This is a genomic window from Streptomyces sp. NBC_01481, assembly GCF_026339995.1.
Classification (GTDB): Bacteria; Actinomycetota; Actinomycetes; order Streptomycetales; family Streptomycetaceae; genus Streptomyces.
This window is the reverse complement of record NZ_JAPEPT010000002.1, coordinates 775,262-794,099: the sequence shown is the minus strand read 5'-3', so window position 1 is coordinate 794,099 and position 18,838 is coordinate 775,262. Positions and strand designations below refer to the sequence as shown.

At 68.7% G+C, this 18,838-nt stretch carries 20 protein-coding genes and 1 riboswitch; of the genes, 13 read left to right on the top strand and 7 right to left on the bottom strand.

From position 1 onward, the window contains the following. Positions 1 to 64: 64 nt before the first annotated feature. Positions 65 to 1,141 (top strand): metallophosphoesterase, encoded by a 1,077-nt coding sequence (locus tag OOK40_RS14250; protein WP_323136062.1) that lies wholly within the window; start codon positions 65 to 67, stop codon positions 1,139 to 1,141. A 147-nt stretch (positions 1,142 to 1,288) separates the two neighbouring features. Then, the gene (locus tag OOK40_RS14245) at positions 1,289 to 2,116 is read left to right on the top strand and encodes a hypothetical protein (protein WP_266480682.1); all 828 of its coding nucleotides are present in this window, start codon (positions 1,289 to 1,291) and stop codon (positions 2,114 to 2,116) included. Positions 2,117 to 2,158: 42 nt separating this feature from the next. Here OOK40_RS14245 and thiC read toward each other — a convergent pair whose 3' ends face one another. Beyond that, on the bottom strand, positions 2,159 to 3,931 hold the full coding sequence (thiC, locus tag OOK40_RS14240; RefSeq protein ID WP_266480680.1) for a phosphomethylpyrimidine synthase ThiC: 1,773 nt from the start codon (positions 3,929 to 3,931) through the stop codon (positions 2,159 to 2,161). Beyond that, positions 3,925 to 4,059: riboswitch (TPP riboswitch) on the bottom strand. Its footprint overlaps the gene before it by 7 nt. Positions 4,060 to 4,129: 70 nt before the next feature. Here thiC and OOK40_RS14235 point away from each other — a divergent pair. Then, on the top strand, positions 4,130 to 5,458 hold the full coding sequence (locus tag OOK40_RS14235; protein ID WP_266480678.1) for a YibE/F family protein: 1,329 nt from the start codon (positions 4,130 to 4,132) through the stop codon (positions 5,456 to 5,458). Between the two features lie 31 nt (positions 5,459 to 5,489). On the opposite strand, the gene OOK40_RS14230 is transcribed toward OOK40_RS14235, so the two are convergent. The 3 genes from OOK40_RS14230 to OOK40_RS14220 all read right to left on the bottom strand — a co-directional run bounded on the left by OOK40_RS14230 (position 5,490) and on the right by OOK40_RS14220 (position 6,938). Further along, positions 5,490 to 5,924 carry an SsgA family sporulation/cell division regulator gene (locus OOK40_RS14230; RefSeq protein ID WP_266481716.1) on the bottom strand — a complete coding sequence of 145 codons (435 nt, stop codon included), beginning with the start codon at positions 5,922 to 5,924 and terminating at the stop codon, positions 5,490 to 5,492. Positions 5,925 to 6,280: 356 nt separating this feature from the next. Further along, a complete protein-coding gene (locus tag OOK40_RS14225; protein WP_266481709.1) occupies positions 6,281 to 6,493 on the bottom strand; it encodes a DUF5326 family protein in 213 nt (70 codons plus the stop codon). Positions 6,494 to 6,620: 127 nt separating this feature from the next. After that, entirely contained in the window at positions 6,621 to 6,938 is a 318-nt protein-coding gene (locus OOK40_RS14220) for a cupin domain-containing protein (RefSeq protein WP_266480676.1), read from the bottom strand. A gap of 51 nt (positions 6,939 to 6,989) precedes the next feature. Here OOK40_RS14220 and OOK40_RS14215 point away from each other — a divergent pair, with 51 nt between their 5' ends. From OOK40_RS14215 to OOK40_RS14195, 5 genes are all read left to right on the top strand, one after another. Continuing rightward, a complete protein-coding gene (locus OOK40_RS14215; RefSeq protein ID WP_266480674.1) occupies positions 6,990 to 7,367 on the top strand; it encodes a phage holin family protein in 378 nt (125 codons plus the stop codon). A 7-nt stretch (positions 7,368 to 7,374) separates the two neighbouring features. Continuing rightward, positions 7,375 to 7,872, top strand: coding sequence for a low molecular weight protein-tyrosine-phosphatase (locus OOK40_RS14210; RefSeq protein ID WP_266480672.1), 498 nt, complete (start codon positions 7,375 to 7,377; stop codon positions 7,870 to 7,872). An 8-nt stretch (positions 7,873 to 7,880) separates the two neighbouring features. Next, positions 7,881 to 9,020 (top strand): cystathionine gamma-lyase, encoded by a 1,140-nt coding sequence (locus OOK40_RS14205; RefSeq protein ID WP_266480670.1) that lies wholly within the window; start codon positions 7,881 to 7,883, stop codon positions 9,018 to 9,020. Between the two features lie 310 nt (positions 9,021 to 9,330). Next, positions 9,331 to 10,221, top strand: coding sequence for a LysR family transcriptional regulator (locus OOK40_RS14200; RefSeq protein WP_266480668.1), 891 nt, complete (start codon positions 9,331 to 9,333; stop codon positions 10,219 to 10,221). A 52-nt stretch (positions 10,222 to 10,273) separates the two neighbouring features. Continuing rightward, positions 10,274 to 10,753, top strand: coding sequence for an NUDIX domain-containing protein (locus tag OOK40_RS14195; RefSeq protein ID WP_266480665.1), 480 nt, complete (start codon positions 10,274 to 10,276; stop codon positions 10,751 to 10,753). A gap of 25 nt (positions 10,754 to 10,778) precedes the next feature. On the opposite strand, the gene OOK40_RS14190 is transcribed toward OOK40_RS14195, so the two are convergent. Together OOK40_RS14190 and OOK40_RS14185 are read right to left on the bottom strand one after the other, a co-directional pair. Continuing rightward, positions 10,779 to 12,536, bottom strand: coding sequence for a globin domain-containing protein (locus tag OOK40_RS14190; RefSeq protein WP_266480663.1), 1,758 nt, complete (start codon positions 12,534 to 12,536; stop codon positions 10,779 to 10,781). 302 nt (positions 12,537 to 12,838) lie between these two features. Continuing rightward, positions 12,839 to 13,489, bottom strand: a complete 651-nt coding sequence (locus tag OOK40_RS14185; RefSeq protein WP_266480660.1) for an HAD family phosphatase — start codon at positions 13,487 to 13,489, stop codon at positions 12,839 to 12,841. Positions 13,490 to 13,565: 76 nt separating this feature from the next. On the opposite strand from OOK40_RS14185, the gene OOK40_RS14180 reads away from it, so the two are divergent. The 5 genes from OOK40_RS14180 (at position 13,566) to OOK40_RS14160 (ending at position 17,166) form a co-directional block, all read left to right on the top strand. Beyond that, a complete protein-coding gene (locus OOK40_RS14180; protein ID WP_266480657.1) occupies positions 13,566 to 14,111 on the top strand; it encodes a DUF2269 domain-containing protein in 546 nt (181 codons plus the stop codon). 5 nt (positions 14,112 to 14,116) lie between these two features. Further along, positions 14,117 to 14,977 (top strand): GNAT family N-acetyltransferase, encoded by an 861-nt coding sequence (locus tag OOK40_RS14175; protein WP_266480654.1) that lies wholly within the window; start codon positions 14,117 to 14,119, stop codon positions 14,975 to 14,977. Between the two features lie 91 nt (positions 14,978 to 15,068). Further along, a complete protein-coding gene (locus OOK40_RS14170) occupies positions 15,069 to 15,527 on the top strand; it encodes a MarR family winged helix-turn-helix transcriptional regulator (RefSeq protein WP_266480651.1) in 459 nt (152 codons plus the stop codon). Positions 15,528 to 15,537: 10 nt separating this feature from the next. Continuing rightward, complete coding sequence (locus tag OOK40_RS14165) at positions 15,538 to 15,990, top strand: GNAT family N-acetyltransferase (RefSeq protein WP_266480649.1); 453 nt, start codon at positions 15,538 to 15,540, stop codon at positions 15,988 to 15,990. A 15-nt stretch (positions 15,991 to 16,005) separates the two neighbouring features. Continuing rightward, positions 16,006 to 17,166 carry a winged helix DNA-binding domain-containing protein gene (locus OOK40_RS14160; protein WP_266480645.1) on the top strand — a complete coding sequence of 387 codons (1,161 nt, stop codon included), beginning with the start codon at positions 16,006 to 16,008 and terminating at the stop codon, positions 17,164 to 17,166. A 53-nt stretch (positions 17,167 to 17,219) separates the two neighbouring features. Here the strand turns inward: OOK40_RS14160 and OOK40_RS14155 are convergent, their stop codons facing one another. After that, a complete protein-coding gene (locus OOK40_RS14155) occupies positions 17,220 to 18,602 on the bottom strand; it encodes a serine hydrolase (protein ID WP_266480643.1) in 1,383 nt (460 codons plus the stop codon). Between the last annotated feature and the right edge of the window lie 236 nt (positions 18,603 to 18,838).

Genomic DNA, 18,838 nt, shown 5'->3' with positions numbered 1-18,838 from the left:
GCGGACCACCCCGACCAGGCTGGGCCGAGAGGTGAACGGCGGCGCGACGGTGGTGGAGGGGTCGATGACTCAGGGGGCCGGTCAAGGACCCGTGGTGCGGACGGCGACATTGCGCGATTTCCGTGTGCCGCCGTATGCGCAGGTGCCCGTGCAGTCACAACAGTCACCTCAGTCGAGCCATCCCGGCAACGCGGTCCCCGAGGGCGAAACCCCGGACGGCTACACCCCCACCGCGCGCGACCTCCCGGTGATCAGCGCCGGCGGTCCCGGCGACACCGTCCAGGTGCAGATCGCGCCCGACGAGGCGCCCGCGCCCGAAGGCCTCGGCCCGCTCTATGTCGTCGGCGATGTCCATGGCTATCTCGACGAACTCGTCGCCGCCCTCACCGAACAGGGCCTCATCGACGCCGAAGGCCAATGGGCGGCGGGCCATGCCCGCCTCTGGTTCCTCGGCGACTTCACCGACCGCGGTCCCGACGGGATCGGCGTCATCGACCTCGTCATGCGGCTCTCCGCCGAGGCTGCGGCCGCCGGCGGCTACTGCAAGGCCCTGATGGGCAATCACGAACTGCTGCTCCTCGGCGCCAAGCGCTTCGGCGACACCCCGGTCAACTCCGGCGCCGGCACCGCCACCTTCCAGGCCGCCTGGCTGCTCAACGGCGGTCAGAAGTCCGACATGGACCGGCTCCAGGACGTCCATCTGCAGTGGATGGCGCGCCTCGACGCGGTGATCGAGGAGGACGAGCATCTGCTGATGCACTCCGACACCACCGCGTATCTGGAGTACGGCTCCAGCATCGAAGACGTCAATGACACGGTGCACGCGATCCTCACGCGCAATGACGCCGACGAGTGCTGGGACCTGTTCCGCAAATTCACCAAGCGCTTCGCCTTCCGTGACGACGCGGGACCGCAGGCCGTACGCGAACTGCTTTCGGCCTATGGCGGCAACCGCGTCGTGCACGGCCACAGCCCCATTCCGTATCTGCTGGGCGAGGTGGGCACCGAGGACGGCGAGGACGGAGCACGTCCGGTTGTCGAAGGCCCGCACGTATACGCGGACGGGCTCGCGATCGCCATGGACGGCGGCGTGACCATGGCCGGAAAGCTGCTTGTCGTCCAACTTCCTCTGTCCAATTGAGCAGAGCCCTGCAGGCGATTTACGGAAAGCCCCTGTCACCCCGTGCCGTAACCGCTCTACCATCGGCTTATCCGTAGCAGGCTCTCCTCCGTTTCTGCCCAACCGCCCGATCCATGCGGGCAACCCGGCCCTACGGAGCATCGGGGGATGCACATGAACAGCGCTCCGCACCTGCTGACCGAGGACCGCGCCGAGTACGAGCGCATCCTCGACGACGCGCTGCGCAACGCCCATGACCGTCCGGACCTCGCTGCCGTGGGGCAGCGCCTGAACGCCGAACAGCTGCGCACGATGGCCCTGAACGCGACGGCACTGATCACCACCGCCGCCGCTGCCGAGTACGAGCACTACACAAAGGTCCGCGAGGAGATGCGTTCCCCCGCGGCCGCCGCTTCCACGCGGATCTCCGTGCCGGCCTCCGCGGCGGACGGGGCCTCCCAGAACGGCGCCGGGTTCGCCGCCGTCATAGCCGTGCTGGCCCCGGTGCTCGCGGGGACAGCCGCACTGATCTTCCTGCTGGTCGGCTACATCCTGAAGATGCTCAGCCCCACGCCCTCCTTCGCCGCGACCATGGTCGCGGCGGGCTGGTTCTTCGCGGCCCTCACAGCGGCCGCCATTCTGGTCGCCGCGATAGGGCTGCTGCTGACCGCGTTGCGCAATGGCGCGACCCAACTGCCGGCCGAGGAGTCGACGGGCGAACTACCCGACGAGGTGTCCCGGGCCAAAGAGGCCTGGCGGCACGCCCTGCTGGAGCGCGGTCTCCTGCCCTTCCTGCGAGCAGCGCTCGCCGACCCCAGCGCCGACCCGACCTCCGCGGCCCCGCCGCGCCATGTGAGCCGTATCCCGAAGGTCGGCTACAGCGGCCCGGACTACTCCAGCCCGAGCGAGGGCTCGACGTCGGGCCAGCGCCCCACCTTCACCAGCCCGGACTTCACCAGCCCGGACTTCGGCGGCCCCGAGCACCAGCCGGAGTGACCCCCGGCCGGTGCTCGGGCGACACGACCCAGCGGCGGGGCATCACTCCGCGATCGGCAGATAGACGCGATTGCCCGCGGCGGCGAACTCCTTCGACTTCTCCGCCATACCCTCCTCGATCTCCTGCTTCGAGCCACCGTGCCGGCGCCGGATGTCCTGCGAGATCTTCATACTGCAGAACTTCGGACCGCACATCGAGCAGAAGTGCGCCGTCTTCGCCGGTTCTGCCGGGAGCGTCTCGTCGTGGAACTCCCGTGCCGTGTCCGGGTCGAGGGCCAGATTGAACTGGTCCTCCCACCGGAACTCGAACCGGGCGTCGGACAGCGCGTCGTCCCACTCCTGGGCGCCCGGGTGCCCCTTGGCGAGGTCGGCCGCATGGGCAGCGATCTTGTAGGTGATGACGCCCGTCTTGACGTCGTCACGGTTCGGCAGGCCCAGGTGCTCCTTGGGCGTGACGTAGCAGAGCATCGCCGTGCCCCACCAGGCGATCATCGCCGCCCCGATGCCGGAGGTGATGTGGTCATACGCGGGGGCCACGTCCGTGGTGAGCGGGCCGAGCGTATAGAAGGGGGCCTCCTCGCAGATCTCCTGCTGGAGGTCGATGTTCTCCTTGATCTTGTGCATCGGGACGTGACCAGGTCCTTCGATCATCGTCTGCACATGGAAACGCTTCGCGATCGAGTTCAGTTCCCCGAGCGTGCGCAACTCAGCGAACTGCGCTTCGTCGTTGGCGTCCGCGATCGAGCCGGGTCGCAGACCGTCGCCGAGGGAGTACGTCACGTCGTACGCGGCGAGGATCTCGCAGAGCTCCTCGAAGTTCTCGTACAGGAACGACTCCTTGTGGTGCGCGAGACACCAGGCCGCCATGATCGAGCCGCCGCGCGAGACGATGCCGGTCTTGCGGTTGGCGGTCAGCGGGACGTACGGCAGCCGGACACCCGCGTGGACCGTCATGTAGTCGACGCCCTGCTCGGCCTGCTCGATGACCGTGTCCTTGTAGATCTCCCAGGTCAGTTCCTCGGCCTTGCCGTCGACCTTCTCGAGCGCCTGGTAGAGCGGCACGGTGCCGATCGGCACGGGAGAATTGCGCAGCACCCACTCACGGGTGGTGTGGATGTTGCGGCCGGTGGAGAGGTCCATGACCGTGTCCGCGCCCCAGCGCGTCGCCCAGGTCATCTTCTCGACCTCCTCCTCGATGGAGGAAGTGACCGCGGAGTTGCCGATGTTGGCGTTGACCTTCACCAGGAACCGCTTGCCGATGATCATCGGCTCGATCTCCGGGTGGTTGACGTTGGCGGGAAGAACCGCGCGACCTGCGGCGATCTCCTCGCGTACGACCTCGGGGGAGACGTTCTCGCGGATCGCGACGTACTCCATCTCCGGCGTGATCTCGCCACGGCGGGCGTACGCGAGCTGCGTCACCGCCTGCCCGTCGCGTCCCCGCCGGGGCTGGCGCGGGCGGCCGGGGAAGACCGCGTCGAGGTTGCGCAGACCGCCCCTCGGCGAGGTGTGCTTGATCCCGTCGTCCTCGGGGCGGACGGGGCGGCCCGCGTACTCCTCGGTGTCGCCGCGGCCGATGATCCAGTTCTCCCGCAGCGGCGCAAGCCCGCGGCGGACGTCGGTCTCGACGTTCGGATCGGTGTACGGGCCGGACGTGTCGTACAGCGTCACGTCCTTGCCGTTGGTGAGGTGCACCTGGCGGACCGGCACCCGGAGGTCGGGACGCGAGCCCTCGACGTATCCCTTGTGCCAGCCGATGGACTTCCCGGCCTCGGGCTGATTCGAGGCAGGCGTGCGTGCATCCTGAACGGTCATCGTGACCTACTCCCTACGCCGGCATTACCCGGTAACAGGTTCGGCGGTCGGCGCAGCCGCTTCCGTACAGTTCGTACGGATTTCAGCGCCCTCTCAGCCCGGTGCTCCGAGCTCCCGCGTGTGCAAAGGTGCCACCACGCTAGCGTCATTTCTGGCGTGCTGAACAGTGGGCCCCGTCGTTCTTGCGATGATCGGTCGGTGACCTCATCGCCGACACCCCCGCCGCAGACGCCCGAGCCCCATGGCCACTCGCACAGCCATGGGCCCGCCGCACCCGTCTCGCAGCACCTCCGCAAGGTCATCGCCGCGGTGCTGATTCCTTTCGCCACGGCCGTCGTCGTGGGCCTCGTCGTGCTCTGGCCGGGCGGCGCTCCCGGCCATGAGCGCACCGGTGTCGGCTTCGACCGGCAGACCGAGCAGGGCAAGGTTGTTCGGGTCGACAAGGTCGACTGCAAGGACGTGAACGCCGCACAGGTCCCGCCGACCGGCGACACCTCCACACCCGAGGGACGTGAGGCGGTCAACGCCCAGCAGGGCACGTGCAAGAAGGCGACGGTCAAGGTCACCACCGGCAAGGACAAGGGCCGCACCTTCGTCGAGATCGTCCAGCCGGACGCGACCCGTCAGTTGAGCGAGGGCCAGGGTGTGGTGGTGGCGTACGCCCCCGACGCGCCCCGTGATCTTCAGTACTCCGTGACCGACGTGGACCGCGAGTTCCCGTTGGCGCTGCTGGCCGGGATCTTTGCGCTCGTGGTGGTGCTGGTGGGGCGGATGCGCGGTGTGATGGCGCTGATCGCGCTCGCTGCTTCCTTCGCCGTACTGACCCTGTTCATCCTGCCCGCGATCCTGCAGGGCTCCAATCCACTGATCGTCGCGGTGGTCGGAGCGAGCGCGATCATGCTGATCGCGCTCTACCTGTGCCACGGACTGAGCGCGCGCACGTCGGTCGCGGTGATCGGCACCCTGATCTCGCTGCTGGTGATCGGGCTGCTGGGCTCGCTGTTCATCGGCTGGGCGAGTCTCAGCGGCAACACCGACGACAGCACCGGCCTGATCCACGGCCTGTTTCCGAACATCGACTTGAGCGGTCTGCTGCTGGCGAGCGTCATCATCGGCTCGCTCGGAGTGCTCGACGATGTGACGGTGACCCAGACCTCGGCGGTGTGGGAACTGCATCAGGCGGACCCGGACATGGGCCGGCGGGCGCTCTACCGGGCCGGTATCCGCATCGGCCGGGACCACATCGCGTCCGTCGTCAACACGCTCGTACTGGCTTACGCGGGCGCCGCATTGCCGCTCCTGCTGCTCTTCTCGATCGCCCAGAGCAGTGTGGGGACGGTGGCCAGCAGCGAGTTGGTGGCAGAGGAGATCGTACGGACCCTGATCGGTTCGATCGGCCTGGTCGCCTCGGTGCCCGTGACCACCGCGCTGGCGGCGCTGGTGGTCTCCGCCGACCGGCCGGGTCCTCTCCCGGCGACGGGCCGGGCTGCGATGCGTGGCGGCAGTGGCCGCCGCCGTAAGAGGTAGCGGGCACAAGCCGTAGATGCCCCGGCGCCGCTCAGCCGGCGTTCTCCTCCGCGAGAATGCGCCCGAGGGCCTCGTCGAGATTGCACTCGAAGTCGACGACCGTACGCTCCTGCCCCAGCGGCACCAGCTTGTCCGTGCGGTCGAGGAAGGCCACGAGCGGCGCAGCACTCACCCGGAACAGCGCCCGGTCGCAGCCGACCTGAAGCCGGATGGCCACATCGGACAGCTTCCCGGGACGCGTCGGCGCGATGTGCACATCGCCGTCCCCGCTCGGACCGTTGATGCCGTCCACCAGCAACTCCCGACCGAAGGTCCAGGTCACAGGCGCATCTCCGGGCAGGTGAAAGGTCATCCGCACGGCGAACGGATCCTTCGTCTCGTACCGGATCTCCACCGGGATCCGGAAGGAGAGTTCCTCGGAGACAAGGAAACTCATGAGGACCTCGGCCTGGACCGACTCGCGCATCATGTACCCCGCAGTGGATGAAGCAGTGAACGGAAGCTCGTCAAAAAGGCCAGGAAAGATCCCCATGGCCCTCTTGACGTAATCGTCCAGTACGCGCTCGAAGATCACAAGGAGTGAGTTTTCAGATACTGATAGAGAGCGTCAGGGAGCTGAGCACGTCCCACACCTCGACTGCAGGGGTACATGGGGTGTCGGTGACGGCGACGACAGGAAGCGGAGGGCCCGCCTCGCGCGCGAGCTGCCTCGCGGGGACTCCGTCCCGATGGGAGCCCGCAGCCTCCAGAAGCCGCAGCGCCCGCCGCGCGGGGTGTCCTCCCGGCCGGGCTAACGCCCGTCCGGATATGTCCTCTTGGTCACTACCAGTCGCTGCGCGAGCTGGAGGACGACATGAACTTCCGTACGACAAAGACGAGTCCACCGACAAGTGCGGCGAACAGCAGGACCTTGAAGAGCAGTCCGATCACAAAGCCGATCACGCTCGCGATCAGGCCGCCGAACAGCACAAGGGCGATGACGGGCACCGCGACCCACTTCACCCACCACGGCATCCCCGCGAATATCTCCCGCACAGCCATCGTCCCTACCTCTTTTCTCTGGGTTCCTGGCTTCGATGCTATGCGCGAGGGGTGACGTCCGGGGGCCCGCGAGCCCTTGATCTCCCCTGAGCGAACCCCTAGGGACCGGGCAGGGTTCCGGTCAGCTCTCAGGGGGAGAAAAGACCACCATGACCCGCAGATCCTCGGTGATGTGGTGGAACTTATGGGCCACTCCGGCGGGGACATAGACCACACTGCCCCGTCCGACCTGGGTCGTCTCCATCCCGACCGTGATGGAGGCGCGGCCGCTGACGACGAAGTAGACCTCATCCTGGCGGTGGGGCAGCTGGGGGTCGAGATCACCGGCATCCAGCGCGTACAACCCGACCGACATGTTCCGCTCGCGCAGAAACTGGAGATATGCGCCGTCGTTGGCGGCGCGCTCCGCCTCCAGCTCATCCAGTCGGAATGCCTTCATGGTCCGTCCGCCCCTGCCGTAGGTCCGATCACGTCTGCCACGATCAGACACATGATGAATTTCCTAGTCAAGACGATCGCCAATGCGGCAGCCCTGCTGGTGGCCATCTGGCTGCTGGAGGACATAACCCTCACCGGGGACAGCACCGGCAAGAAGGCCTGGACGCTGGTCCTGGTGGCGCTGCTCTTCGGTCTGGTCAACTTCCTCGTCAAGCCTGTCGTGAAGCTGCTGACCCTGCCGCTGTTCATCCTCACCCTCGGGTTGATCACGCTGGTCATCAACGCCCTGATGTTGCTGCTGACCTCCTGGCTGGCCGACCAGTTCGACCTGAACTTCCACGTCGAGGGCTTCTGGACCGCCGTGCTCGGCGGCCTGATCATCTCTGTCGTTTCCTGGGCGATGAATGTCGCTCTGCCGGACAAGGACTGAACACCGAGTGAGTTCTGCGTATCGCGTCTGCTTCGTCTGCACCGGCAACATCTGCCGCTCACCCATGGCCGAGTCCGTCTTCCGCGCGCGCGTGGCCGAGGCCGGACTCGACGGGGTGGTCGAGGTGGACAGCGCGGGCACCGGAGGCTGGCACGAGGGCGACGGCGCGGACGGCCGCACCGTCGCCGTGCTGGAGGCGAACGGCTACGAGTCCGGGCACAGCGCCCGGCAGTTCCGCGCCTCCTGGTTCCCGCTCCTCGATCTGGTGATCGCGCTGGACGAGGGGCATCTGCGGGAGCTGCGGCGGCTCGCGCCGACGGCCGCGGACGCCTCAAAGGTGCGGCTGCTGCGGTCGTACGACCCGTCCGCGGCCGGAGACCTGGATGTTCCGGATCCGTACTACGGCGGTATGGACGGTTTCGAGGAGTGCCTTGAGATGGTGGAGGCGGCGAGCGAGGGGTTGCTCGACGTCGTACGGATGGCAGTCGAGGAGCGTGCGGCATGAGCGGCGGCATGAGTGCAGGCGACGGCGGAAGCCTGGGCGACGGCACCAGGGCGGTGCGGGCCGGGCTTCCCGAGCCGGTGAAGTACGAACCGACCCTGCCCGGACCGGTCTTCGCGGCCCACTTCCACCTCCCGGGCGAGCCCACCGGTCCTTACACCTACGGCCGTGACGAGAACCCGACCTGGACCCATCTGGAGCGGGCGATCGGCGAGCTCGAGGCGCCGGGGGAGTCCGTAGGCACCGTGGCCTTCGCCTCGGGGATGGCGGCGATCTCGGCGGTGCTCTTCTCTCAGCTGAAGGCTGGGGAAGCGGTGGTGCTGCCGGACGACGGCTATCAGGCGCTGCCGCTGCTGCGGGAACGTCTCGAGGCCTACGGCGTCGAGGTCAGGACCGCGCCGACGGGCGGCGACGCTCAACTGGGCGTGCTCGACGGCGCGCGGCTGCTGTGGATCGAGACGCCGTCCAATCCGGGGCTGGACGTGTGTGACGTACGGCGGCTGGTGGAGGCGGCGCACGCGGCCGGCGCGCTGGTCGCGGTCGACAACACCCTCGCGACGCCGCTCGGTCAGCGGCCGCTGGAGCTCGGCGCGGACTTCTCGGTGGCCAGCGACACCAAGGGCATGACGGGCCACGGAGATATCCTGCTCGGCCATGTGACCTGCCGGGATCCGGAGTTGGTGGCGGGTGTACGGCGCTGGCGCAAGGTGGTCGGGGCGATTCCCGGCCCGATGGAGGCGTGGCTCGCGCACCGCTCCCTGGCCACGCTTCAGCTGCGGATCGAGCGGCAGTGCGCGAATGCGCTGGCGCTTGCGGAGGCACTGGGCGGCCGGGGCGAGGTGAGCGGGCTGCGGTATCCCGGGCTGCCGTCGGACCCCTCGTACAAGATCGCTTCGCAGCAGATGCGGCGCTTCGGCTCCGTGGTCTCGTTCGTGCTGCCGGATCGGGGGCACGCGGAACGCTTCCTGGGCGGGCTGCGGCTGGTGGACGACGCGACGAGCTTCGGCGGAGTGCGTTCCACCGCTGAGCGACGCGGTCGCTGGGGTGGCGACGCGGTTCCGGAGGGCTTCATCCGCTTCTCGGCGGGCGCCGAGGACGCGAAGGACCTGGTGGCGGATGTGCTGCGGGCGCTGGACAAGGCGGCACGTTAGGGCGGAGTCGCTGGTTCCGGACAGTTCGGGTTGAGGCCGGCAACTCGGGGCGGGGCGCACGAAGCCGCGCGCGGTAGTGGACCGGGGGCGTACGCCGGAGTACAACGGCGCGCTGAGCGGCACTACGCAAAACGAGCGGTCCGAGCCTCCCCCCTCATGGCTCGGACCGCCCTCGGTTCTCTGCGCGAAGAACCGCGCGAACAAGGCTAGTTGACTCTGCGTCAGTGTCCAATCACAGTAGCGACAGCGACCTATCGACTTATTTATAGTTGTCCGGTCCGCGGGCATCGTCGGTCGAGAGGGGCTTGGCATGGATCTGGCCCTGCTGCGCACATTCGTCACGGTGCACCGGGCCGGCTCCTTCACCCGTGCCGCCGCACTGCTGGGGCTCTCCCAGCCCGCCGTGACCGGGCAGATCCGCACGCTGGAGAAGCAGCTGGGGCGGCCGCTGTTCCTGCGCCAGGCCCGCGGAGTGACCCCCACGACCATCGGCGACGAACTCGCGCACCGGGCCGCCCCTCATCTGGACGCCCTGGTAGAGATCGCCGAGACCGGTCTCGACGAGGAGTCGGGCGTACGGACCCTGCATCTGGCGGGTCCCCCGGAGTTCGTGTCGCTGCGCGCCCTGCCCGCCCTCACCCCGCTCATATCCCAGGGCCTCGCGCTGCGAGCCTCTTTCGGGAACGCCGAGGAGACGCTGGAAGGTCTGGCCGCCGGACACCACGATCTGGCTATCGCCACCGCCCGTCCGCGCGGCGAGCTGCTCACGGCGACGCCGCTCTGCGACGAGGAGCACGTCCTGGTCGCCTCGCCGCGCTGGGCGGCCCGGCTGGGTCCCGGAGTGCTGCGCGGCGGGCATGTGGTGCTCGAGCAGTTGCCCGTCGTGGAAGTCCACGAATCCCTGCCGTTCGTCTCGCGCTACTGGTCCGCCGTCTTCGACTCCCGGCCGGCCGCCGCGGGCGCCGTGATCGCCCCCGACCTGCGGGCCGTCCTGGAGACCGCGGCCTCGGGCGCGGGCCTCGCCGTGCTGCCGCGCTATCTGTGCGAGGGGGATCTCCGCAGCGGGCGTTTGGTGGCACTGCTCGACCCTCCCGTACCCCCGCTGCGTACGTACTTTCTCGTCGTCCGGACCGGCACACTCGCACTCCCGCACATCGCGCGGGCGCACGAGTGGCTGCTGCGTGCTGCGGTCGACTGGTGACCGCATGGCTGCCGGGAGTTTCAGAACGGGTCTGGCGGGCCATTTTCTAGCCATGACCGAACGGCCAGTGGTCAAGCGCACCGCACGCGCCATCCTGCTCGACGGCGACGATCTCGTCCTGATCAAGCGCACCAAGCCCGGCGTGGATCCCTACTGGCTCACGCCCGGCGGCGGAGTCGAGCCCGAGGACGCCACCGTGGTGGACGCGCTCCACCGGGAGGTGGACGAAGAGCTCGGCGCCAAGATCACCGACGTGGTGCCCTGCTTCGTCGACACCGTCGAGCACATCGCCGACGGCGGTGTGACGGGGGTCAAGGTGCAGCACTTCTTCGTCTGCCGGCTGGAGTCCATGGACCCCTCGCGACGGCACGGCCCGGAGATCGACGAACCCAGCGGGGAGTACGAGATCGTACGGGTGCCGTTCAGCCGGGTCGGCATCGCCGCCGTCCATCTCGTACCGCTGTCGCTGCGGCACTACCTGGACGGCAATATCGAGGGTGTGCGCGCGATGCACGCCCCAGACCTGGGCTGACCCTGCCCGCCTCGGCTGTCGTGCGCTAGTCGCCCGCCGCGACGAGCTCTTCGAGGGAGTCGTGGCGGATCCGGGCGGACGGGATACCGATGCGGCGCAGCGCGTCCACACCGCTGCGGATCATGCCGGGCGGCCCCGAGAGATAGGCGTCGTACTCGTACCACGGGCCGAACTCCCGCACGGCGTCCGGGAACTGCGCACGGTCGTCCACCACCGGGCGCACCGACAGCCACGGGTGCGTCTGCTGGAGCCGGAGCATGGTGTCGATGTCGTACAGGTCGTAGTCGGTACGCGCCCCGTAGAAGACCTCCACCGGGCGCTGCTCACCGTGCTCGGCGACGTCCTCGACCAGTGCCTTGATCGGCGCGATACCGGTGCCGCCGCCCAGACAGAGCAGGCCGTTGTCGGTGGAGTGGTCGACGGTCATGGATCCCGCAGGAGGCCCGAGCCGCAGCATGTCGCCGGGGCGCGCGTGGCGGACCAGGGCGTTGGAGACCCAGCCCGCCGGTACCGCCTTGACGTGGAAGGAGAGCAGACCGTCGGCGCGGGGCGCGCCGGCGAAGGAGTAGTGCCGCCAGATCCGCGGCCACCAGGGCGTTTCCAGGCTGGTGTACTGCCCGGCCACGAACGCGTACGGCTGGTCCGGGCGCACGGTGATGATCGCGATGTCGGGGGTCCGGAGATCGTGCGACACCACCTCGGCGTGCCACCAGGCGGGCGCCGTCCGCTCGTTCTCGGCGGCCGCGTCGATCATGATCTGCGAGATCGTGGTGTAGGTGCGCACCCAAGCGGCCTCGGTCGCCTCGTCCCAGGTCGAGGTGGCGTACCGGGTCAGCGCTCCGAGCAGGGCCTCGCCGACGGCGGGATAGTGCGCGGGTTCGGTGCCGTACTTGCGGTGGCCGCGGCCCAGGTGCTGGAGGTAGTCGGTGAGCACCTCCGCGTTGTCCATGTGCTCGGCGGCGGTGAGCAGGGCCTTGAGGAGCCGGTCGCGCTGGGCGTCCATGGCGGCGGGGAAGAGGCTCCGTAGCTCGGGGTGGCGGACGAAGAGCAGGGCGTAGAAGTACGAGGTGACCTTGTCCGCGACGGGCCCGATCTCCGCCATGGTGCGGCGGATGAGGATCGCGTCGGGCGAGGCGCCGCCGGCGGGCGCGACGGGCTGCGGGTGGGGATTGTCACGGGGGGCTTCGCGCGGCTGGCCGGCTTCGCGTGGGGCCTCGCGCGGCGCTTCGCGCGGCTGGGGGACTTCGCGCGCTTCTACGGCTTCGTAGGGCCGTTCCGCGGCTTCCTGTGGTCTGCCCGCTGTGCCGTGAGGCTGTGCCGCGGGTTCGTGAGCCTGGTCCACGTGGCCCGCGCTATGGAGACGCCGCGGGCTCTCGACGGGCCAGATCGCATCACGGGGCCAAGGAGCTTGATGGGGGTGGGGCGCTTCACGGGGGCTCGGCACGCGAGGATCCGCCCGGCTTTCGCGGGCACGGGGATCCTGGCGCCCACCCGCGGTCTCGGCCGCCCCGGCCGGCGGGGCTTCGTCGACGGGAGTCGTGGGCCGCGGCTCATCCCTCGCCGCCGGCCGCGCCGGACGAGAGGTGACGGAGCCGACCGGGCGTATGGAAGCGACAGGACGCCTCGGGGCCGTTATCCGCTCCTGGCCCGCGTCACCCGCGGAAGCCTCCTCACCAGGGTCGGTCCGGCCCTGGACCGGCCGCTTACGAGGGGTGAACCATCCGCCCCCGCTGCTCTCGTCCGAAGTGCCATTGTCGGCCGACGTGGTGGTCGGAGCGTCCATTGTCTGCCTCGCCTCGAACATCTTTCGGTCGGTCCGCACTTCCGTGGCTCGGAACGTGCTTCATTCCCCGCTTCGCTCAGGACTACTGCCAGCCCACACTAACCACGACCGCAAGCTGAATCGGGACGACTGAGCAAGAAATGTGACATTGCCCGCAGCGCCCGTTGTCGCAGCATGCCAGGGAGCACCAACACAGGGGACAAAGAGCGGAAAGTCCGGGCATCCGGACCCGCTTTTTCGTTAGGCTCCATTGCCCCCATGTCCAAATTCCGGGTCGCCCGGACCACCTCCGGGCTCCTGAACTAGCGGCGGAATCGCACCAGTTCGTAGGCCTCGCGCAGATCGCCCCCCGTATAGGCATGCGTAGCCAGGCCCGACAGATGGTGATCGGCGTTCATCGCCACCGTTGTGGGCACTACCGCGAAGATCTCCGCGTCGGACATGGAATCACCATACGCAACACATGTGTCCAGACCTACCCCGAACTCTGCACAGAGCCGATTCGCGATCTTCACCTTCGCGGCCGCATTGAGAATGCCCGCCGGCTCCACAGGCCGGGTGAACGGAACGTCGGGAAAGCGTGATCCGTGCGCCGCATGAGCCCCCCAGCCCAGCAGCCGCTCCACAAAGAAGGAGGGTGAGAGTGAAATGACGGCGCAGTAGTCCCCGCTGTTACGGATCTCCCGCCACACGTCCTGGATACCGTCGAGCCAGGGTGCAGCCTCGAACGCTGCCGAGACATGAGCCTCCGTGAGACCGCCCCAGAGCGCATGCACATGCACCGCATACTCCGGCGGGCCTATCGTTCCGGCGATCAGTTCCCGCTCCAGCTCGCCGATCTCCTCCAGCAGCCCCAGCTGGCGGGATATCTCCACGGTCGCCGCCGAGCCACGGATCAAAGTGCCGTCGAGATCGAAGATGTGAAGTCTGGGTCTTCTCTTCCGGTACGCCATGTACGCCGAGGTTAGTACGCGGGGCTACTCCCGCTGTCAGACGCGATACGTCTGCCCGCCCGGCACGGTGTTTCACGTGAAACCACTCAAGCGCCCCGCCCGCCGGGCTCTCCTCGTCGTCCATGTCGCCGCATCCGCCGGCTGGCTGGGGCTCACACTCGGCCTGCTCGCGCTCTCCCTCACCGCAGCCACCACAGAGTCCGCCGCCATGATCGAGGCCGCCTGCCGCTCGATGAAGGTCTTCACGGACTGGCTGGTGATTCCTCTCGCCCTGCTGACCCTGTTCAGCGGCCTCGTGCTGTCGCTCGGAACACAGTGGGGTCTCGCGCGACACCGCTGGGTCTACGCGAAGTTCTGGCTGACGCTCATCACCATCACCGCATCCATCTTCGCGCTGCGTCCGGGTGTCAATGCCGCGGTCGACACCGTGGCCTCCGGGGCGACGCTGACGGACCCTCTGGGCCTGGTGATGGGACCCGTCGTCTCCTTCACGACGTATGTCTTCATGACGGTTGTCTCGGTACTCAAGCCATGGGGTCTCACCCGTCGCGGTCGGCGCTTGCGCGGCCTGATCACTTCTCGGAAAGCGCTGGACGAGCGATCACTACGTCCGACAGCCTGACCCTTATGTCGACACCGCTCTCCGAGCTGCCCATCCGCCGTCTGACCACCGACGACCTCACATCCTGCGCAGATCTCTCCGAGGACCGGGGCTGGCCGCGCGAGGAGCACAAATGGGGTCTGCTGCTCACGGCCGGTACGGGGTACGGAATCGATGACCCGGAGGGCAAGGGTCTGGTGACCGCCTGCGTGGTCACCTCCTACGGCCCCGGGCTCGCCGCGATCGGGATGATGCTTGTTGCCGAGCGGTACGCCGGCCGGGGCGTCGGGCGCCGCCTCATGCAGCACGTTGTGAACGAGGCCGGGGACATCCCGCTGACGCTGCACGCAACGCCGTACGGGCAGCCCCTCTATGAGCAGCTGGGCTTCGTCGAGACCGGCCGCGCCGAGATGGTCCGCGGCCACCTGCGGGTCCCGGAGTCTGCCCCCGAGGCAAAGGTGATCACCCGGCCGGCGACGGCCGAGGACCTTCCCGCGATCGTGCGTCTCGACGCCGAGGTCTTCGGCCTCGACCGCACCCACATGATCACGCGGCTGCCGGCCTTTGCCGATCAGCTCCGCGTCGCGGAGGAGGACGGGGTCCTCACCGGGTACGCCGCGGCCTGGCCCAATATGCAGACCCATGTCGTCGGACCGCTGATCGCCCGGGACACGGAGACCGCGAAGGCCCTGGTCGCTTCGCTGGCGGCGGGCACGGACCGGCCGCTGCGTACGGACATCGACGTACGGCACGAGGAGCTCATCGCGTGGGTGAAGGAGCACGGCCTGGAAACGGTCGCCTTCAACACCGTGATGACCTATCGCATCCCAGACCTTCCCGGCGACTGGACTCGCCGCTTCGCGCCGCTGTCGGTGGCCGCGGGCTAGCCTTTGGGCAGGCGAGATAATTGCAAACGCGGACTATTGCGTTCGTCGTCTATCCTGGGCAGAGCCGCTCCGGCACGGAGGAGGAAGACAGATGACCGCGACCGACCCCGCACTCACCGCGCTCTCCCAGAGCTGGTGCGCCCTCTCTCTGCTCCACGGGAAGATCGAGGCACACGTCGAGCGCGCCCTGGAGAACAAGCACGGCCTGAGCATGCGCGAGTACTCCCTCCTCGATGTCCTCAGCCGCCAGCACAGCGGCCCCGGCGGCCATCTGCAGATGAAGCAGGTGGCGGACGCCGTCGTCCTCAGCCAGAGCGCCACCACCCGGCTCGTCACCCGGCTCGAGGACCGCGGCCTGCTGACCCGCTATCTCTGCGACACCGACCGCCGCGGTATCTACACCGATGTCACCGAGTCCGGTCTGGCCCTGCTCGCCGAGGCCCGGCCGTCCAATGACGCAGCGCTGCGCGAGGCCCTCGACGAGGCGGCCAAGAACCCTGAGTTCGCTCCCCTGGTACAGGCCGTCGAGGAACTGCGGGTCCCCGCGTAATCTGCGGACCATGAGCGATCTGGACATACGGCCCGCGGTTCTCGACGACATCCCGGCGATCGTGGCGATGCTCGCCGACGACCCGCTGGGCGCGCAGCGCGAATCGCCGGACGACCTCGCCCCGTACACCGCCGCCTTCGAGCGGCTGAGCCAGGACCCGAACCAGATCCAGGCCGTGGCCGTGCGCTCGGACCAGGTCGTCGGGACCCTCCAGCTCACGATCGTCCCGGGGCTCTCCCGGCGCGGCTCGACCCGCTCGATCATCGAGGGCGTACGGATCCACGCCGACGAACGCGGCCTCGGTCTGGGCACCCGTCTCATCGAGTGGGCCATCGACGAATCCCGCCGCCAGAACTGCCAGTTGGTGCAACTGACCTCCGATACCTCCCGCACCGAAGCCCACCGCTTCTACGAGCGGCTCGGCTTCGAGGCATCCCATGCAGGTTTCAAACTCCTCCTCTGACCAAGGGAGTTCAGCGTGCACCGGATCAGTGACGAGCAGCGCCGCATCCGGCTCGGCCGCCGCCATCTGCTGGCTCCGTCCGTACGAGCCGACTCACCGGTGGCGGTCGCCGACGCGCTCGTCGCGCTGCATGCCACCGATGCCGCGACCGTCTTCCTCTCCGCCTGCGCACGCCTCAACGACCCGAGCGTCCAGGCAGTGGAGCAGTCTCTGTACGAGGACGTGACGCTGGTCCGGCTCCTCTCCATGCGGCGCACGCTCTTCGCGGTCTCCGCCGAACTCGCCCCGTATGTCGACGCCTCCACCGCTCGCGCCATCGCGGCCAAGGAGCGCAGGACACTGCTCAGCCACCTGGAGGAGGACGCGAACGGTCTGGACGAGACCTGGCTGGCCGAGGCAGAGGAAGCGGTACTCGCCGCCATCGCCACGCGTGGCTCCGCCACCGGCAGCCAGCTCTCCACCGACGTGCCCGCACTGAAGACAAAGATCACGGTCTTCCCCGGCAAGAAGTACGAGACGGTGCAGGGCGTCGCCACCCGTGTGATCCGGCTGCTCGCCGCGGACTGCCGCATCCGGCGGGACCGGCCGCGCGGCTCCTGGACCTCCAGCCAGTTCCGCTGGACGGCAGGCGACCCCTGGCCCACGCTGTCGCCCACCGAGGCATGGTCCGAACTGGCGCGACGCTGGCTCCAGTCGTACGGACCGGCCACCGAGTCCGACCTCAAGTGGTGGACGGGGTGGAGCCTCGCAGACTTGCGCAAGGCACTGGCTGCCGCCGGGGCGGAGGAGGTCGACCTCTCTGAGGGCACCGGTTATGTGGCTCCCGGCGACACGGCATCCGAGGAGCCCCTGGAACCCTGGGCCGCCCTGCTGCCCGCGCTCGACCCGAGCGCCATGGCTTGGGCCGACCGCCGCTTCCACCTGACCGCGGACCACAGCGTGGCGCTCTTCGACCGCTCGGGCAATGTCGGACCCACGGTGTGGTGGAACGGGCAGATCATCGGCGGCTGGGCTCAGCGCGCGGACGGTGAGATCGTCTGGCGGCTGCTGACGGACCCCGGCTCTGAGGCCACCGCCGCCATCGCAGCAGAGGCCTCGCGGCTGTCGGGCTGGGTGGCCGAAGCCCGGATTACGCCGCGCTTCCGTACCCCGCTGGAGCGGGAGTTGACCGCCTGAAGCGGGCCCGGGATCCTCCTCGCTCCCGTTTCACGTGAAACATCAGCTCCGTCTCACGCCTTGAGTCCGCGCCAGCCCTCCTTGTCCACGCCACCCGGAACAGCCGCCCCCGGTTCATACGGCTCACGCGTGAAGACGAACGAGGCCAGATCGAGATGGCTCACCGAGCCGTCCTCGAGCCGCACCGCACGAAGCGTCTCCCCCGCGTAGTAGCCGGTGAGTCCGGTCCAGGTCCCATCTGCCTCCGCGGCGAAACGCGACCCGCGGCCGGGACCGCCGAGCGGCTGCAGTTCCACGCCTCGGTCGGCGACCAGACGCAGCCCGAAGGATTGAGTCCCCCAGTACCAGGGCCCGGTCAGCTCGAGCAGCGCGTGGTCGACCTCCGGCAGCGGCCGCCAGGGATCGGGGATACGCGGTTCGGCCTCGGCCACGATCCGGACGAGATCGGCGGCCACGGCCCCGGCGGACGGCCCCGAGGTGGCGTTGGCGAGCGCGACGGCCGCGATGCCGTCGTCCACGCTCACCCAGAGCCCAGCGAGGAAGCCGGGCAACGAGCCCGTATGCCCGACAAGGGTGCGGCCGTCCTTCCGTACGATCTGCATCCCCAGGCCGTAGGTGCTGTCCCACTCCCCGGCCTCGGCCGGCACGGACGGCGTCCTCATCTCCCGCACGGACGCCGCGCTCAGCACGCGCTCGTCGCCCTCGGCGAGGAACGCAGCAAAGCGGCAGAGGTCGGCGGCGGTCGACCAGAGCTGTCCGGCCGGGGCCATCAGACCAAGGTCCTCGGAAGGTTCGGGGAGCATCACATCGGCCCAGGGATGCACCGCCCAGCCACCTGCATGAGGGGCCTCGGGCCGCGCGCTCGTACGGCGCAGGCCCAGCGGTTCCAGGATCTCGCTCCGCAGGACGTCCTCCCAGGAGGCCTTCCGTACCGCCTCGATCAGTGAACCCAGAACGGTGTAGCCGGGGTTGGAGTAATGGTGGCGCCGCCCGACCGGATGCATCCGCGACTGGTCTCCGAGAACGTCGGCGAGTTCGGGGCGCAGCGAGCCAGGCGTGCGCTCCCACCACGGCGCCGTGGTCTCCGCGCTCAGGCCGGCGCTGTGACCGAGCAACTGAGCGATGGTCACGTCCCCGACCCCGGTGCCGGGAAGGTGCTGCTCCAGCGGGTCGTTCAGGTCGAGCAGACCTTCGTCCCGCAGCCTCAGCACCAGGACGGCCGTGAAGGTCTTGGTGATGGAGCCGATGCGGTACTGGGTGTCGGCGTCCGGCGCATGTCCGTCGACCGAGCTGCGGGAGCCCGACCACACGAGCTGCCCGTCGCGCTGCACCCCGGCGACAAGGGAGGGCGCGCGCCCTTCGGACTGGGCAACGGCGATGCGATGAAACAGCGCCCGCCGCGTGGCAGGAAGGAGCTCGTCATAACAAGAGGTCATGAGGCAGGTCTATCTGGGCCGCCACGTCACGTCGAGCGCATGACGTGACATTACGCGGCGCGCGGACGAGAAGCCGTCCGTAACGAACGTCGTCCGGGCAGCGGCCACCGGCTCAGGCTTGCAAAGCGGACCGGCGGTCCGTACGATCCAGCTATGCGGACTGTCGGTCCGAATATGTTCGAACAGCCTGTCGCGAGGAACCACCATCGCGGGAGGTATCGCCCATCTCATGACGA

Excerpts from the sequence above, each read along its gene's own strand:
- OOK40_RS14250 (WP_323136062.1), top strand. The coding sequence starts at position 65 with ATGACTCAGGGGGCCGGTCAAGGACCCGTGGTGCGGACGGCGACATTG.
- OOK40_RS14245 (WP_266480682.1), top strand. The coding sequence starts at position 1,289 with ATGCACATGAACAGCGCTCCGCACCTGCTGACCGAGGACCGCGCCGAG.
- thiC (WP_266480680.1), bottom strand. The coding sequence starts at position 3,931 with ATGACCGTTCAGGATGCACGCACGCCTGCCTCGAATCAGCCCGAGGCC.
- OOK40_RS14230 (WP_266481716.1), bottom strand. The coding sequence starts at position 5,924 with ATGCGCGAGTCGGTCCAGGCCGAGGTCCTCATGAGTTTCCTTGTCTCC.
- OOK40_RS14220 (WP_266480676.1), bottom strand. The coding sequence starts at position 6,938 with ATGAAGGCATTCCGACTGGATGAGCTGGAGGCGGAGCGCGCCGCCAAC.
- OOK40_RS14215 (WP_266480674.1), top strand. The coding sequence starts at position 6,990 with ATGATGAATTTCCTAGTCAAGACGATCGCCAATGCGGCAGCCCTGCTG.
- OOK40_RS14205 (WP_266480670.1), top strand. The coding sequence starts at position 7,881 with ATGAGTGCAGGCGACGGCGGAAGCCTGGGCGACGGCACCAGGGCGGTG.
- OOK40_RS14200 (WP_266480668.1), top strand. The coding sequence starts at position 9,331 with ATGGATCTGGCCCTGCTGCGCACATTCGTCACGGTGCACCGGGCCGGC.
- OOK40_RS14195 (WP_266480665.1), top strand. The coding sequence starts at position 10,274 with ATGACCGAACGGCCAGTGGTCAAGCGCACCGCACGCGCCATCCTGCTC.
- OOK40_RS14190 (WP_266480663.1), bottom strand. The coding sequence starts at position 12,536 with ATGGACGCTCCGACCACCACGTCGGCCGACAATGGCACTTCGGACGAG.
- OOK40_RS14185 (WP_266480660.1), bottom strand. The coding sequence starts at position 13,489 with ATGGCGTACCGGAAGAGAAGACCCAGACTTCACATCTTCGATCTCGAC.
- OOK40_RS14175 (WP_266480654.1), top strand. The coding sequence starts at position 14,117 with ATGTCGACACCGCTCTCCGAGCTGCCCATCCGCCGTCTGACCACCGAC.
- OOK40_RS14170 (WP_266480651.1), top strand. The coding sequence starts at position 15,069 with ATGACCGCGACCGACCCCGCACTCACCGCGCTCTCCCAGAGCTGGTGC.
- OOK40_RS14165 (WP_266480649.1), top strand. The coding sequence starts at position 15,538 with ATGAGCGATCTGGACATACGGCCCGCGGTTCTCGACGACATCCCGGCG.
- OOK40_RS14155 (WP_266480643.1), bottom strand. The coding sequence starts at position 18,602 with ATGACCTCTTGTTATGACGAGCTCCTTCCTGCCACGCGGCGGGCGCTG.